At 70.6% G+C, this 15,705-nt stretch carries 15 protein-coding genes; 14 read left to right on the forward strand and 1 reads right to left on the reverse strand.

Going from position 1 to position 15,705, the window contains the following annotated elements; genetic code table 11:
• The first annotated feature begins 2 nt into the window (after positions 1-2).
• From AK36_RS27090 to AK36_RS27155, 14 genes are read left to right on the forward strand one after another with little or no spacing between them, the layout of a single operon-like run.
• Entirely contained in the window at positions 3-638 is a 636-nt protein-coding gene (locus AK36_RS27090) for a COG4648 family protein (protein ID WP_045579648.1), read from the forward strand.
• Positions 635-2,326, forward strand: a complete 1,692-nt coding sequence (locus AK36_RS27095; RefSeq protein ID WP_045579649.1) for an ApeI family dehydratase — start codon at positions 635-637, stop codon at positions 2,324-2,326. The genes AK36_RS27090 and AK36_RS27095 overlap by 4 nt, the downstream gene beginning before the upstream one ends.
• Positions 2,323-4,029, forward strand: coding sequence for a glycosyltransferase family 2 protein (locus AK36_RS27100; RefSeq protein ID WP_045579650.1), 1,707 nt, complete (start codon positions 2,323-2,325; stop codon positions 4,027-4,029). The genes AK36_RS27095 and AK36_RS27100 overlap by 4 nt, the downstream gene beginning before the upstream one ends.
• Positions 4,016-5,626: an HAL/PAL/TAL family ammonia-lyase gene (locus AK36_RS27105; RefSeq protein ID WP_045579946.1), complete on the forward strand. Its 1,611-nt coding sequence runs from the start codon at positions 4,016-4,018 to the stop codon at positions 5,624-5,626. Before AK36_RS27100 ends, AK36_RS27105 begins: the two co-directional genes overlap by 14 nt.
• Complete coding sequence (locus tag AK36_RS27110) at positions 5,623-6,051, forward strand: acyl-CoA thioesterase (RefSeq protein ID WP_034192762.1); 429 nt, start codon at positions 5,623-5,625, stop codon at positions 6,049-6,051. Before AK36_RS27105 ends, AK36_RS27110 begins: the two co-directional genes overlap by 4 nt.
• Positions 6,042-6,707, forward strand: coding sequence for a LolA family protein (locus AK36_RS27115; RefSeq protein WP_106919376.1), 666 nt, complete (start codon positions 6,042-6,044; stop codon positions 6,705-6,707). Before AK36_RS27110 ends, AK36_RS27115 begins: the two co-directional genes overlap by 10 nt.
• Entirely contained in the window at positions 6,707-9,115 is a 2,409-nt protein-coding gene (locus tag AK36_RS27120; RefSeq protein WP_045579948.1) for an MMPL family transporter, read from the forward strand. The genes AK36_RS27115 and AK36_RS27120 overlap by 1 nt, the downstream gene beginning before the upstream one ends.
• Positions 9,112-10,299 carry a beta-ketoacyl-[acyl-carrier-protein] synthase family protein gene (locus AK36_RS27125; protein ID WP_045579651.1) on the forward strand — a complete coding sequence of 396 codons (1,188 nt, stop codon included), beginning with the start codon at positions 9,112-9,114 and terminating at the stop codon, positions 10,297-10,299. The genes AK36_RS27120 and AK36_RS27125 overlap by 4 nt, the downstream gene beginning before the upstream one ends.
• 1 nt (position 10,300) lies before the next feature.
• Positions 10,301-10,804, forward strand: a complete 504-nt coding sequence (locus tag AK36_RS27130; protein ID WP_011880096.1) for a hotdog family protein — start codon at positions 10,301-10,303, stop codon at positions 10,802-10,804.
• Positions 10,801-11,526 (forward strand): 3-ketoacyl-ACP reductase FabG2, encoded by a 726-nt coding sequence (locus AK36_RS27135; protein ID WP_014725833.1) that lies wholly within the window; start codon positions 10,801-10,803, stop codon positions 11,524-11,526. Before AK36_RS27130 ends, AK36_RS27135 begins: the two co-directional genes overlap by 4 nt.
• Positions 11,526-12,755: a beta-ketoacyl-ACP synthase gene (locus AK36_RS27140; RefSeq protein ID WP_045579652.1), complete on the forward strand. Its 1,230-nt coding sequence runs from the start codon at positions 11,526-11,528 to the stop codon at positions 12,753-12,755. Before AK36_RS27135 ends, AK36_RS27140 begins: the two co-directional genes overlap by 1 nt.
• Positions 12,752-13,975: a beta-ketoacyl synthase N-terminal-like domain-containing protein gene (locus AK36_RS27145; RefSeq protein ID WP_045579653.1), complete on the forward strand. Its 1,224-nt coding sequence runs from the start codon at positions 12,752-12,754 to the stop codon at positions 13,973-13,975. The genes AK36_RS27140 and AK36_RS27145 overlap by 4 nt, the downstream gene beginning before the upstream one ends.
• A gap of 32 nt (positions 13,976-14,007) precedes the next feature.
• Positions 14,008-14,433 carry a hypothetical protein gene (locus tag AK36_RS27150; RefSeq protein WP_014725836.1) on the forward strand — a complete coding sequence of 142 codons (426 nt, stop codon included), beginning with the start codon at positions 14,008-14,010 and terminating at the stop codon, positions 14,431-14,433.
• Between the two features lie 10 nt (positions 14,434-14,443).
• Complete coding sequence (locus AK36_RS27155; protein WP_011880101.1) at positions 14,444-14,878, forward strand: excinuclease ABC subunit A; 435 nt, start codon at positions 14,444-14,446, stop codon at positions 14,876-14,878.
• A gap of 46 nt (positions 14,879-14,924) precedes the next feature.
• Here the strand turns inward: AK36_RS27155 and AK36_RS27160 are convergent, their stop codons facing one another.
• Positions 14,925-15,644 carry a class I SAM-dependent methyltransferase gene (locus AK36_RS27160; RefSeq protein WP_045579654.1) on the reverse strand — a complete coding sequence of 240 codons (720 nt, stop codon included), beginning with the start codon at positions 15,642-15,644 and terminating at the stop codon, positions 14,925-14,927.
• Positions 15,645-15,705: the final 61 nt, after the last annotated feature.

Below are 15,705 nucleotides of genomic sequence, written 5' to 3' on the forward strand. Positions count from 1 at the left end.
CGATGGCGGTGACGGGCATGCGCGCGACCACCGGCACGCGCGGTTCGCGGCGGCTGGCCGTCGCGGGCCGGGCGGTGGTGGCGCTCGCCTATCCGCTCGTCATCCTGTTCGCGTGGCAGAACATGTCGCCGCGTTACGTCGGTTGCCTGCTGGTTGCGCTGCTGTGGCTGCAGCGCACCGTCGGCAACGGGCCGTTCGCGAACGCGCTCAGACGCCTCGCGCTGCTCGACTGGTGCGTCGCCGGCGCATTGACCGCACTGTCGGTTGCGATCGCCGTCACCGACAGCGAGCGGCTTCTTCATCTGTATCCCGCATGCGTGAGCGCCGGCTTGCTGATCGCGTTCGGCGCGACGCTGCGGCACGGTCCGACCATGATCGAAAAATTCGCGCGGCTCACCTATCCGGAGCCGAGCCCTGAAATCGTCCGCTACACGCGCCGCGTGACCCAGGTGTGGTGCGCGTTCTTCATCGCAAACGGCGGCTTCTCCGTCTACACGGCGCTGTACTGGCGCCCGGCCGCGTGGGCGGTCTACAACGGGCTGGTCGCATACGTGCTGATCGGTGCGCTGATCGCCGGCGAGTGGCTGTGGCGCCGGGCCTTCATCGCCGCCGCGCGCAAACGGGCAGGTGTCGCATGATCGCGCTGCACGAGATGCTCGCGGCCGAAGCGGACAGCGGCGCGGCCGTCTGTCGCGACGGCGCGCAGGCGCTGACGCTCGGCGACCTGCGCGCCCACGCCGACGCCATTGCGCGGCGCGTGGAGGCGAGTGGCGCGCGGCGCGTGGCGATCAGCATGGACGATCCGTTCGCGTTCGCGTGCGCGCTGTTCGCGGTAGCGGCCGCGCGCGCCGAAGCCGTGATTCCGGCCAGCAATGCGCTCGGTTATCTCGCCGAGCTGGCCCACGCATACGACCTCGTGCTCGATGCGCCCGCGCTGGCCGCGTGCGCGCCGGCCGCGGGCGGCGAGGCCGCACCCGCGGCCCGCACGATCGACGCCGACGCCGCGGTGACGCTTTACACGTCGGGCAGCAGCGGCAGCGCGAAGCCGGTGCGCAAGTCGCTCGCGCAGTTCGACGCGGAGGTGCGTACGCTGCAGCGCGAATGGGCCGAGCGCGTCGGTGCGGCGGTCACGCTGTCGAGCGTGCCGCATCATCACATCTACGGATTGCTGTTCAGGATCCTGTGGCCGCTCGCGGCCGGCCGCGCGTTCGACCGGATCGCCGTGCTCGAGCCGTTGCAACTGCAGCAGCGGCTCGCCGCATACGGCGGCGGCATCGTCGTCTCCACGCCGGCGCAACTGGCGCGCTGGCCGGCGCTGCCGGGCTTCCCGATGCAGGCGCCGGCGCCTCGCGCGTTCTTCTCGTCGGGCGGCCCGTTGCCGGCCGATGCGGCAGCCGCGTATGCGAACGCGTTCGGCGCGGCGCCGCTCGAAATCTTCGGCAGCACCGAAACGGGCGGCATCGCATGGCGGCGTCAGGACGTTTTGCCCGCATGGCAGCCGTTCGCGGGCATCGGCGTGCGCTGCGACGACGACGGCGCGCTCTGCGTGCGCTCCGCGCATCTCGGCGACGATCGCTGGCACCGCACCGACGACACCGCGCAGTTCGATGCGTCCGGCCGCTTCGTGCTCGCCGGGCGGCGCGATCGCATCGTCAAGCTCGACGGCAAGCGCGTGTCGCTGCCGGAGCTCGAGGCGCGGCTGCTCGCGCACGCCTACGTCGCGCAGGCGGCGGCCGTGGTGGTCGACGGCGCGACGCGCGCGCACGTCGGCGTCGTCGCGGTATTGTCCGCGGCCGGGCGCGACGCGCTGGCCGCCGACGGACGGGTCGCCGTGGCGACCGCGCTGCGGCATGCGCTCGGCGACTATTTCGACGCGGCCGCGTTGCCGCGCTACTGGCGCTTCCTGCACGCGATGCCGTTCGACGCGCGCGGCAAATTGCCGGCCGCCGCGCTCGCGGCCGCCTTCACGGCCACGCCGGAAGGTTTCGAACTGCTCGCGTCCTGGCGCAGCGACGACGCGTTGCATTACGAGCTGCGCGTGCCGGCCACGCTCGCGCATTTCGACGGACATTTTCCGGGGCTGCCGATCCTGCCCGGCGTCGTGCAAATCGACTGGGCGGCGCGTCTGGCCGCGCGCGAGCTGCCGGCCGTGCGCGAGCTGCGTTGCGTCGAGCATCTGAAATTCAAGGCGCCGGTGCCGCCCGGCGCGGTGCTGACGCTGCGCATCGCGCACGACGCGGCGCGCGGTCGCGCACGCTTCGCGTTCCGCCGCGGCGAGCGCGAATGCACGTCGGGCGTGCTCGTCTACGAGGCGGCGGCGCAATGAGCGGCACCTGCATCGTCGTTCCGATCTACAACCATCGCGACGCGATCGGCGGCACGCTGGCGCGGCTCGCCGTGCATGGCCTGCCGATTCTGGTGGTCGACGACGGCAGCGATGCGCTGACGCAACAGGTGCTGACCGCGCTCGCCGCGCGCTACGCAGGCACGATGACGCTGCTGCGGCTGCCCGCCAACCGCGGCAAGGGCGCGGCCGTGATGGAAGGATTGCGCGCGGCGCGCGCGCGCGGCTATCGGCACGCGATTCAGATCGACGCCGACGGCCAGCACGACGCCGCCGACGTGCCGAAGTTCGTGGCGGCCGCGCAGGCCGAGCCGGACGCGGTGATACTCGGCCGGCCGCGCTTCGACGACAGCGTGCCGAAGGCGCGCCTGTACGGCCGCTATCTGACCCACGCGTGGGTATGGATCGAAACGCTGTCGCTCGACATTCCCGATGCGATGTGCGGCTTTCGGCTCTATCCGGTCGACGCGGTCTGCGAGCTGATCGACGCGGTGCCGCTGCCGACGCGCATGGCGTTCGACAGCGAAATCCTGGTGCGTCTGCACTGGCGCGGGCTCGCGTTCAGGACGATCGAGACGCGCGTGATCTACCCGGCCGACGGCGTCTCGCATTTCGACGTCTGGCGCGACAACGTACGCATCAGCGCGAGCCATACGCGGCTCGTGGCCGGCATGCTCATGCGCGCGCCGCTGCTCGTCGCACGCCGGCTCGTCGGGCGGCGCGGCGCCGCGCCGACGGCGCGCGCACGCGCATGGTGGCGCACGCCGGAGCGTGGCAGCCGGCTCGGCATGGCCCTGCTGGCGCTCAGCTGCCGCTGGTTCGGCAAGCGCTTCACGTCGTGCTGGCTGCATCCGATCGTCGGCTATTTCGTGCTGACGAATCGCACCGCACGCGCGGCATCGCATACCTATATCGCCCGCCTGCGCGATGCCAAGGCCGCGGCCATGCCGCAGCCCGGATGGCGCAGCGCGTACCGGCATATGCTGGCGTTCGCGCAGGCCGGCTTCGACAAGTTCGTCGCGTGGTCCGGGCGGCTCGACGAACTCGACGTGCGTTTCGACGATTCGTCCGCGTTCGATGCGCTCGCGGCGAGCGGCCGCGGCGCGCTCGTGATCGGCGCGCATCTCGGCAACCTGGAGATGACGCGCGCGCTCGCGTTGCGCGACGCCCACACGAAGGTGACCGCGATCGTTTACACCGAGCATGCGAAGCGCTTCACGGGCGTGCTCGCCGGCGCGAACCGCGACTACGGCAAGCACCTCGTCGAAGTGTCGGACTTCGGGCCGGACACGGCGATGATGATGCAGTCGCGCATCGACGCGGGCGAGCTGCTCGTGATCGTCGGCGATCGCGTGCCGCCGAACGATTCGGGCAAAACGGTCGACGCTCGTTTTCTCGACGCGACGGCCGCGTTCGCGCAGGGCCCGTACGTGCTCGCGCATGCGCTCGGCTGCCCGGTCTATCTGTTCTTCTGCCTGAAGGAGGCGCGCGGCTATCGGCTCTATTTCGAGCCGTTCGCCGAGCGCATCGAACTGCCGCGCCGCGAGCGCGCCGCGCACGTCGCGGCATGGGCGCAGCGCTATGCCGCACGGCTCGAACACTATTGCCGCAAGGCGCCCTACCAATGGTTCAACTTCTTCGATTTTTGGGCGCGGCCCGATGGAGGTCCGCGTGGCCGAGCATGAGATGAGCGACGTCGCGGCAAGCGCCGCGGCGGCAGCGGGCCGGGCGGCCGTCGTGGTCGGCGCACGGCATCTGACGATCGAGGACGTCGTCGCGATCGCGCGCGACGGCGCGCCGCTCGCACTGAACGCGGCGCCCGCCTGGCGCGCGCGGATCGAGCGCGGTGCAGCGTGGCTGCGCGACCATCTCGCGAACGGCGGCACCGTGTACGGCGTCACGACCGGATATGGCGACGCGTGCGTCGTCGACGTGCCGCCGTCGCTCGTCGAAGCGCTGCCGCTGCAGCTGACGCGCTATCACGGCTGCGGAATGGGCGACTGGTTCGACGCGACCCAAACGCTGTCGATCGTCGTCGCGCGCCTGAACTCGCTCGCGTTCGGCTACTCGGGCGTGCGCTTCACGTTGCTCGAACGGCTGGCCGACATGGTGAATCACCGCATCCTGCCGCGCATTCCGTCGGAAGGTTCGGTCGGCGCGAGCGGCGATCTGACGCCGCTGTCGTACGTCGCCGCGGCGCTGGTCGGCGAGGGTAGCGTCGGGTTCGCCGGCGGCGAGTGCGACGCGCGCGACGCGTGGCGCGCGATCGATCGCACGCCGCTCACGCTCGCGCCGAAGGAGGGGCTCGCGCTGATGAACGGCACGGCCGTGATGACGGGCCTCGCGTGTCTCGCGTTTGCGCGCGCCGACCACCTGACGCGCATGGCGGCGCGTCTGACCGCGTTGACGACCATCGCGCTCGACGGCCGCGCCGGACACTTCGACGCGCGGCTGTTCGACGCGAAGCCGCACGCGGGGCAGGCGGAGGCGGCGGCGTGGATTCGCGCCGATCTGGCCGGGCGCGACGAATTGCCGGGCCGCCGGCTGCAGGACCGCTATTCGGTCCGGTGCGCGCCGCACGTGATCGGCGTCGCACGCGACGCATTGTCGTGGATGCGCCGCGATATCGAGAACGAACTGAACAGCGCGAACGACAACCCGCTGATCGACCCGGACGAAGGCTGCGTGCTGCACGGCGGCAATTTCTACGGCGGGCACATCGCGTTCGCGATGGACGCGCTCAAGACCGCGGTGGCCAATCTGGCGGACCTGATGGACCGCCAGCTCGCGCTGCTGGTCGACGACAAGTTCAGCAACGGCCTGCCGCGCAACCTGAGCGGCGCCGCGCCCGAGCGTGCGGCGATCAACCACGGGTTCAAGGCCGTGCAGATTTCGTCTTCCGCATGGACGGCCGAAGCGCTGAAGCACACGATGCCGGCGAGCGTGTTCTCGCGTTCGACGGAATCGCACAATCAGGACAAGGTCAGCATGGGCACCATCGCCGCACGAGATTGCCTGCGCGTGCTGGCGCTCACCGAGCAGGTCGCCGCCGCGCACGTGCTCGCGACCGTGCAGGCCGTGCGCTTGCGGCTGCGTGACGATCCGCACGCGCAGCTGACGCCGGCGCTGCGCGCGTTCGTCGACGACGTGGGCCGGCAATCGCCGCTCGTGGTCGAGGACCGGCCGCTCGAAGCGGAACTGCGTGCGCTGTGCGCACGGCTCGCCGCATGCGAACCGATCGGCGCATCGCGCGACGGCATCGCGCAGGAGGAGGCGGCATGAACGAAGCTCGTCCGGCGCTGACCGCGACGGCACGCGTCGAAGTGCTGTTTCACGACGTCGATGCGATGAACGTCTGCTGGCACGGCCACTACCTCAAGTATTTCGAAAGCAGCCGCGCGGCACTGCTGCGCATGATCGACTACGACTATCCGACGATGCTGGCGTCCGGCTACATGTGGCCGGTGGTCGAGGCGCACCTCAAGTACGTGCGTCCGGCCCTGTACGGCCAGCAGCTCGACGTGCGCGCGACGCTGCTCGAATTCGAGAACCGGCTGAAGATCGGTTACGAGATCGTCGACGCCGCGACCGGCGAGCGTTTGACGAAGGGGTATACGGTGCAACTGGCCATCGACGCGACGACGCGCGAACTGCAGTTCGTGTCGCCGCCGGCCTTGATCGAACGGGTGCGTGCGCAATGGGCCTGATGCTGCGCAACGGACGGCTCGTGACGATGTTCGCGGCCGCATGCCTGACGCTGGCCGGCGGCGCAGCCGTAGCCGCGCCGGCGTCGAGCGCGGCGGCGCAATCCGCGAATGCCGCGCTCGTGTCGAACATCGCCGCGCGGCTTGCGCGGGTCGGTGCGATCCGCGCGGAGTTTCGGCAGACCCAGACGCTGTCGGCGATGAAGCAGCCGCTCGTCAGCACCGGCTCGATGTTGTTCGATCGCCGGGCCGGCGTCGTGTGGCGGATCGAGACGCCGTACCGGGCGACTTACGTGATCACCGACGGCGGCGTGCGCGAGGTCGGCGCGGACGGACGCCTCGTCGCAGCCGGCGGCGGCCGCGGCGTCGCGCAGGTGTCGCGGATGATGCGCGACATGCTGGGCGGCGACCTGTCCGCGCTGTATGCGCAGTTCGACGTCGAAGCGAGCGGCACGCCCGAACGATGGCGGATGGTGTTGCGGCCGAACCAGCCGCAGCTCGCGCAGGCGGTGCGCGTGCTCGAAATGAGCGGCGGCGCGTATCTGGGCCGGCTCGACATGACCTTCGCGAACGGCAACGCGAGCGCGCTGGAGTTTGCGCGGCCGACGCCGGTCGACGCACCGGCGCCGGCCGAGCGCGCATGGCTGGAGGCGCGCTGATGAGCACGGCGCGCGACGTGAGCGGCGGCGCACCTGCACGCGCGCGACGGCGCTTGCTGTGCGGCGCGTGGCTGCTCGTCACGCTGGCTGCCGCGGCGATCATCCTGTGGCGCTTCAGCGGCGCGTCGCCGCTGCAGACGAACCTGCTCGCGCTGCTGCCGGCGACCGAGGCGAACCCGGTCGCGGAACGCGCGGTCGACCTGCTCGGCGACGCGCTCGGCAACCGCACCGTGTTCCTCGTCAGCGACCGCGACGCGGCTCGCGCGAAGGCCGCCGCGAAACGCTTCGGCGCGCGGCTCGCCGCGAGCGGCGCATTTCGTTCGGTGACCGTCGAGGTGCCGCCGTTCGACCTGTCGCAGATCGCGGCCACCTACATGCCCGCGCGCTTCGGCTTGCTGACCGATGCCGATCGCAAGTCGCTGGAGCGCGGCGACCCCGCGCTCGGCGAGCAACTGGCCCGGCGCCTCTATGCGCCGCCGGCCGACGGCCTGCAGACGCCCGTGGCCGACGATCCGTTCGGCTGGCTGCAGCACTGGCTCGGCGCGCTGCCGCTGGCGGCGTCGGATCTGTCGATGGAAGACGGCATGCTGGTGTCGCATCGCGACGGCGCGACCGGCGTGCTCGTGATGACCTCGCTGCCGGGGTCGGCCTATGAATCGACGGTGCAGCACGCGGTACGCGTCGCGACGGACGATGCGCAACGTGCGCTCGCGGCCGACTTCGCCGGCGTTCGCGTCGACCGCGCCGGCGCCGTGTTCTACGCGCAAGCGGCGCGCGCGAGCGCCGAGCGCGACGTGCACGTGATCGGCGCGGTATCGCTGGCCGGCATCGCGCTGCTGCTGATGAGCGTGTTCCGTTCGCCGCGCCTGCTGGTGCTCGCGTTTGCGTCGACCGCGTTCGGCATCGTCTGCGCGCTCGCGGCGACGCTGCTCGTGTTCGGCAAGCTGCACCTGCTGACGCTGGTGTTCGGCGTGAGCCTGATCGGCGAGGCCGTCGATTATTCGATCCAGTATTTCGTCGCGTATCTGTCGGCGGGGCCGCAATGGGATGCGCGCCGCGGCGCGGCGGCGGTGAGGCCGGCGCTCGCGGTCGCGCTCGCGACCAGTCTGCTCGGCTACGCGATCCTGATGTGGGTGCCGTTCCCGGCGCTCAAGCAGATCGCGTGCTTCGCGATCGTCGGCATCGCCTGCGCGTTCGCCGCGGTGACCGGCTTCCTGCCGCTGATGCTGACACGGCCGCCGCGGCGCGTGCCGGCGCGCGTGTTCGCGAACGCGGCCCGCTTGCTGCGCGGCTGGCAGTCGCTGCTGGCCGGCCGGCGCGCGGTGGCCGTCGCCGTGCTGGTGGCGCTGGTCGCCATCCCGGGCTGGGCATTGCTGAAAAGCGACGACGACGTTCATCTGCTGATTCAGCGCGACGCGGATCTCGCGCGGCAGGAAAGCAGCATTCGCGCGGCGGTCGGCCTCGCGAACACCGCCCAGTTCTTCGTCGTTCAGGGCGCGTCCGACGAACAGGTGCTCGAGCGCTCGGAGGCGCTGATCGGCGCGCTCGATGCGCAGCGGCTCGGCCGCGTGCAGTCGATCGCGACGTTCGTGCCGTCGGCGCAGCGGCAGGCGCGCGACCGTGCGGTGCTCGCCACGCAGGTATTCGCCGATAGGGCTGCGTTGCGCGCGACGCTCGCGCACGCGGGCTTTCGCGACGAGGTCGCCGACGCGTGGCTGCGCGCGTTCTCCGCCGACGCCGCGGCGACGCTGTCGGTCGACAGCTGGCTCGCGGCGCGCTGGTCGGCGCCGTTCCGGCATCTGTGGCTCGGTCGAATCGACGGCGGCGCCGGCCCGGTCAGCGCGGCGCTCGCAATTCCCGAGCGCGTCGATGCGGCGAACGTCGCGACGTTCGCGGCCGTCGCGCGCACGTTGCCGGGCGTGTCGTGGGTCGACAAGGCCGCGAGCGTGTCGAGCCTGTTCGGCGCGTATCGCGTCGACAGCGGCCTGTGGCTGGCCGGTGCGCTCGTCGTGGTCGCCGCGCTGCTGATGTGGTGCTACGGCGTGCGCGGCGGCATCGCGACGACGTTGCCGGTCGTGTTCGCGATTGCGTTGACGCTCGCCGCGTTCGGCTATGCGCGCGTGCCGCTCACGCTGTTCAACTGGCTCGCGCTGATGCTGGTGCTCGGCGTGGGCGCGAACTACGCGGTGTTCCTGCGCGAAGGCTGCATGCGCGACGCGGCCGGCCTGGGCGCCGTATGGAGCGGCGTGCTGCTGTCGGCGGCCACGACGCTGCTGTCGTTCGGCATGCTCGGCGCGAGCGCGATGCCCGCGCTGCGCAGCTTCGGCACGACGCTCGCGCTGGGCATTGTCTTTTCGGTGCTGTTCGCACCGCTCGCCACGCCATCCGGCCAGGAGCGCCGCGCATGAATTCGACTCGAACGACCGTCTACCTGTCGGCGCCCGGCATGATCAACGCGCTCGGCGCCACGACCGACGCGATCGTCGACGCCCTGGGCCGCGGGGTCGCGCCCGGGATGGCGCCGCGCGCTGATGCGCCGGCCGGCGGCTGGGTCGGGCGCGTGACCGCGCCGCTCGAGTGCGCGCCGCCGGCCGCGCTCGCGCATTTCGACTGCCGGAACAATCGGCTGTTGCTCGCGGCGCTCGCGCAGATCCAGCCGCTGGTCGACGCGGCGCTCGCGCGTTACGGCCCGCGCCGGATCGGCGTCGTGATCGGCACCAGCACGTCCGGCGTCGACGCGGCGGAACACGCGCTCGCACGACGTGCCGCGACCGGCGCGATGCCTGTCGGCTTCGATTACCGGCAGATGGAGATCGGCACGGCCGCGCCGTTCGTGCGCGCGGTGCTCGGCGTGACCGGGCCGGCGTACACGCTGTCGACGGCCTGCACGTCGAGCGCGAAGGCATTTGCGGCCGCGCGCCGCCTGCTGCAGCTGAAGATCTGCGACGCGGCGATCGTCGGCGGCGCCGATTCGCTGTGCGAGCTGACGCTGCAGGGCTTCGCGTCGCTGGAATCGGTCAGCCCCGGCCGCGCCAATCCGATGAGCCGCAACCGCAACGGCATCAACATCGGCGAAGGCGCCGCGCTGTTCGTGATGAGCCGCGACGAAGCGGCGATCCGGCTGGCCGGCGTCGGCGAGTCGAGCGATGCGCACCATATCTCGGCGCCCGACCCGGCCGGCCACGGCGCGGAAGACGCGTTGCGCGCGGCGCTCGCGGACGCCGGCGTGGCGGCATCCGCGATCGGCTACGTGAACCTGCACGCGACGGCGACGCGCCTGAACGACGAAATGGAAGCCGACGTCACCGCCCGGGTGTTTCCGCACGGCGTGCCGGCGAGCGGCACCAAGCCGCTGACGGGCCACATGCTCGGTGCGGCGGGTGCGACCGAGCTCGGCTTCGGCTGGCTGACGCTGGCGCGCCGGATCGCGCTGCCGGCCCACGTGTGGGACGGCGAGCACGACCCGGCGCTGCCGGCGCTCGACCTCGTGCGCGACGAACGGCGGCTGGCCGGCGACGCAGCGGGACGCTACGTGATGAGCAATTCGTTTGCATTCGGCGGCAGCAATGCCAGCCTGATTCTGGGGACCTGACATGGATGCCGGACCATTGACCGATGCGCTGCACGCGGGCGCGGACATCGCGGTCTGCGACGTACCGGAGGTGTTGCCGCATCGCGGCACGATGCTGTTGCTCGATGCGATCGAGCGCTGCTCGGAAACCGGCATCGAGGTGCGCGCGACCGTGCGCCGCGATGCATGGTATGCGGACGGCAACGGCGCGATGCCGGCATGGATCGGCATCGAGCTGATGGCGCAGGCGATCGCCGCGCACGTCGGCCTGCTCGCCGCCCATGCGGGCGGCCGCGCGAAGCCCGGCGTGCTGCTCGGCGCGAACCGCTATGTCGCGCATCGCCCGGCGTTCGGCGCGGATACGGTGCTGCGCATCGTCGCGCGCGAACTGCTGCGCGGCGACGAAGGGCACGGCGCGTACGACTGCGCGATCCATGCCGACGGCGGCTGTTACGCGGAAGCGGTCGTCAAGGTGTACCAACCGCAGGACTTTCAATCTTTCATCGAAGGGAGCTTCAATTCATGACTCGGCGAGTTCTCGTGACAGGCGCGAGCCGCGGCATCGGCCGCGCCGTGGCAATGCGCGTGGCGTCCGACGGTTTCGCCGTGACGGTTCATTGCCGCAGCGGGCGCGCGGACGCGGAGGCCGTCGCCGAGACGATTCGCGCGCAGGGCGGCACGGCGAGCGTGCTGCAGTTCGACGTGCGTGATCGCGCGGAATGCCGGCGTGCGCTGGAAGCCGACGTCGCAGCGAACGGCGCGTACTACGGCATCGTCTGCAACGCGGGCGTGACGCGCGACGGCGCGTTTCCCGCGCTGTCCGAAGAGGACTGGGACATCGTGATCGAAACCGGCCTCGACGGGTTCTACAACGTCGTTCATCCGCTGACCATGCCGATGGTGCGCCTGCGCGGCGGCGGGCGCATCGTGACGATCGCGTCCGTGTCGGGCGTGATGGGCAATCGCGGCCAGGTCAATTACAGCGCCGCGAAGGCCGGCCTGATCGGCGCGACCAAGGCGCTGGCCGTCGAGCTGGCATCGCGCAGGATCACGGTCAACTGCGTCGCGCCCGGGCTGGTGGATACCGGCATGCTGGGCGAGGTGCCGCTCGAGCACGCCCTGAAGACGGTGCCGATGGGCCGCGTCGGTCAGCCCGACGAAGTCGCGGCGGTGGTGGGCTTCCTGATGTCGGATGCGGCGAGCTACGTCACCCGGCAAGTGATCGGCGTCAACGGCGGGATGGTGTGATGAAGCGAGTGGTCGTGACGGGGATGGGCGGCGTGACCGCCTTCGGCCAGCACTGGCACGAGATCGACGCGCGCCTGCGCGAGCGGCGCAATGCGGTGCGGCGCATGCCGGAATGGGATTGCTACGAAGCGCTGCATACGCGGCTCGCGTGTCCGTTGCCGGCGTTCGAAGTGCCGAAGTCCTATCCGCGCAAGAAGACGCGCTCGATGGGGCCGGTGTCGATGTATGCGGTGCGCGCGAGCGAACTGGCGCTGGCGGACGCGCGGCTGACCGACGATCCGACGATCCGCGACGGCCGGATGGGCGTCGCGTACGGGTCGTCGTCGGGCTCGGTCGAGCCGATCCGCGCGTTCGGCACGATGATCGAAACGGGCTCGATGCGCGACGTCACGTCGAACAGCTACGTGCAGATGATGCCGCATACGACCGCGGTCAACGTCAGCCTGTTCTGGGATCTGAAAGGGCGCATCGTGCCGACTTCGTCCGCATGCGCGTCGGGCAGTCAGGCGATCGGCTACGCGTACGAAGCGATTGCGACGGGCAAGCAGGCCCTGATGCTCGCGGGCGGCGCGGAAGAACTGTCGGGCCCCGCGGTGGCGGTGTTCGATACGCTGTACGCGACCAGCACGCGCAACGAGACGCCCGACCTGACGCCGCGCCCGTTCGATGCGGCTCGCGACGGCCTGGTGGTCGGCGAAGGCGCGGCGACGCTGGTGCTCGAGGAATACGAACACGCGAAGGCGCGCGGCGCGACGATCCACGCCGAGATCGTCGGGTTCGGCTGCAATTCCGACGGCGCGCACATCACGCAGCCGACCGCCGACACGATGGCGATCGCGATGCGGCTCGCACTCGGCGATGCGGGGCTCGACGCCGGCGCGATCGGCTACGTCAACGCGCACGGCACGTCGACCGACCGGGGCGACGTGGCCGAGAGCCATGCGACGGCGTCGGTGTTCGGCGAGCGCATGCCGATCAGTTCGCTGAAGAGCTATGTCGGCCACACGCTCGGCGCGTGCGGCGCGCTCGAGGCGTGGTGGACGATCGAGATGATGAAGCGCAACTGGTATGTGCCCACGCTCAATCTCGAGACGGTCGACCCGGCCTGCGCGTCGCTCGACTACATCGTCGGCGACGCTCGCCCGATCGATGCGGAATTCGTGATGAGCAACAACTTCGCGTTCGGCGGGATCAACACGTCGTTGATCTTCCGGCGGATGGCGCCGTGACGACGCGCGTCGTCGTCACGGGGCTCGGCATCGTGTCGTGCCTCGGCAATTCGCTCGATGCCGTGTCGGCCGCGCTGCGCGCCGGCCGCTCGGGCGTGACGCAGGTGCCGGCGTGGCGCGATCGCGGCTTTCGCAGCCAGGTCGCGGGCGTGGCGTCCGTCGCCGCGGCGGCGCGCTTCGCGCGCAAGCACGAACGCTTCATGGGCGACACGGCGCGCTTTGCCGCGCATGCGGCCGCGGCCGCGCTGGACGATGCGGGCCTCGACCCGGCCGCGCTGCGCTCGCCGCGCGCCGGCGCGATCGTCGGCTCCGGCATCGGATCGATCGCCGATTACGACGACGCGATGGCCGTCGCGCAGCAGCGCGGCATCGACCGGACGCCGCCCTACGTCGTGCCGAGGGCGATGAGCAGCACGGCGTCGGCATGCGTGGCGCAGCTGTACGGCATCGAGGGCGTGTCGTACTCGCCGTCGTCCGCGTGCACGAGCGGCGCGCTCGCGATCGGCCACGCGATGCAATTGATCCGCCACGGCTGCCAGGACGTCGTGCTGGCCGGCGGCAGCGACGCGCTGCACGACAACATGACGTTGATGTTCGACGCGATGGGCGTGCTGTCGAGCGGTTTCAACGACACGCCGGACAGCGCGTCGCGCCCGTATGCGCTCGACCGCGACGGCTTCGTGATCGCGTCGGGCGCGGGCCTGCTCGTGCTCGAATCGCTCGACCATGCGCGCTCGCGCGGCGCGCGGATTTATGCGGAGGTGAGCGGGTTCGGGCAATGCACGGACAACGCCGGCATGGCGACGCCGCATGCGCGCGGTATCGCCCGCGCGATGCGCGATGCGGTCGAAGCCGGCGGCGGACGGCGCCCGGACTACGTCAATACGCACGCGCCGTCGACCCAGCCCGGCGACGTCGAGGAGCTGCAGGCGCTGCGCGACGTGTTCGGCGCCGATGTCCCGGCGTTCTCGTCGACGAAAGGAATGACGGGCCATCCGCTCGGCGCGAGCGGCGCACATGAAGCGATCTACACGATGCTGATGATGCGCGACGGTTTCGTCGCGGGAACGGCCGTCGCCGGCCGCCCCGATCCCGCCGTCGCCGGCATGCCGCTCGTGCGCGACGCGCGCGACGCGACGATCGGCCGCGCGCTGTCGGTTTCGTTCGGCTTCGGCGGCAGTTGTACGAGTGTGTTGTTGGACGCCTGGAAGGGCGATTGATCTGAACCTGATGAGCTGAGAGGGCGATAACCATGAAACAAGCAGGACTTCTGGCCGGCGTGCTGGCCGCGGCCGCGTTGCTGACGGGGTGCGGCACGGTGGTGCGTTCGCTGCCTTTGCCGGCAGCGGCGACGGCGGCGGACAGCAGCGGCGTCGCGGTCTACTTCGGTGCACAGCCGCATCCGGACGTGAAGGCCGTCATCGGCCCGCATTCGGCGTCCGTGCGCGTGCAGCGCGGCACGCTGAACGAGCAGCCGACCTGCGAGCTGGCGCTCGCCGAGGCATTGAACCGCCTTCGCACCTATGCGAAGAATCATGGCGGCGACGCGGTCATCAACGTGACGACGCGCTTTCACGAGAACCAGTCGAATTCGACCACCGGCTATACGTGCGGCGTGAGCCCCAGCGCGGGCGCGATCGCCGTGTCGGGCGATGTCGTGAAACTGAACGTCCGATAACGGAGTACCGATGAAACATCGCATCGCACTGGCGTTGCTCGCCGCGTCGTTTGCTGCCCCGGCCGCCTACGCGCGCGACACGATCGACACCTACCCGATCGACAGCGCACTGACGAGCGAGCCGGGCAAGGTCGACGACAGCATCGCGCTGTATTTCGGCGATCGGCCGCATCCGCGCGTGCTCAAGTCGTACGGGACGTTCGCGACCAACAAGAAGACCAACGCGTTCGGCAAGAGCGACGAGGCCGCGTGCCAGCACGTGTTCCTGTCGGCCGTGATCGAGCTTCAGGCGCGCGCCAAGCAGGAAGGCGGCAATGCCGTGATCGGCATCAACAGCAACTATCGGAACGTGTTGCACTCGAGCACGAGCGCGTACACCTGCGGCGCCGGCGCATTCGTGGCCGGCGTGGCGCTGACGGGCGAAGTCGTGACGTTGAAGCGGTAACGCGCGTCGATCCGCAACGGGCCGCCGCGAGGCGGCCTCGTCGGGCTCAGGCAGGCTTGCATGCGGCGACGTTGACGAGCGTCTCGCGACGCTTGCCGGGCTTCGGCGTGTACAGGCCGATGCGCTCGAGCAGGCCGAAGTCTTTCGCGCGGCTCCACCACAGGTACGGGAACGACACGTTGCGGGCGTCGAACGCGAAGCCGGCATCGCGCAGCATCGCGAGGTAGCCGTCGGCGCTTTTCTGAACCTGCATCGGATGGCGGAACAGCAGCCGGATCACCCACGACTTGATGTACGCGTCGGTCGATTCGGCGAACAGCAGCACGCCGCCCGGTTTCAGGACGCGGCGAAACTCGGCCAGTGCCTCGTCCTGATGAACGAGGTGGTGAAAGGTCTGGTGGCAGAACACGACGTCGACGCTCGAATCGGCCAGCGGAATCTGTGTGCAGTCGGCCCGATGCAGCTCGACCGGCGTGGCGCAGCGGCCGGCTTGGTGCGTCGCTTGCGCGAGCGATTCGTTGTGGCAGTCGACGCCGATGATCTTGCCGGGCGCGAACGCCTCGCTCAGCAGCCGGAACGACTTGCCCTGGCCGCAGCCCGCATCGAGGATCACCGGCGCGGCCGGCAGCGGCGCGGCGAGGAGCCGCTTCAGGTCGGCGATCGCCACCCTGAGCACGTGATGCTCCCAGGTGTGCGTGCGCAGAAACCAGACGCCGAAGCGGGTTTCGGGAACATAGGCGGGAGCGTGCGTGCGGTGGGACGTCATGGGCCTTGGTCGGAATCCGGGATTTGTTTGGCGCCCATTGTAGTTTGCAACGCCATGTTGC

This window comes from Burkholderia vietnamiensis LMG 10929 (assembly GCF_000959445.1).
Classification (GTDB): Bacteria; Pseudomonadota; Gammaproteobacteria; order Burkholderiales; family Burkholderiaceae; genus Burkholderia; species Burkholderia vietnamiensis.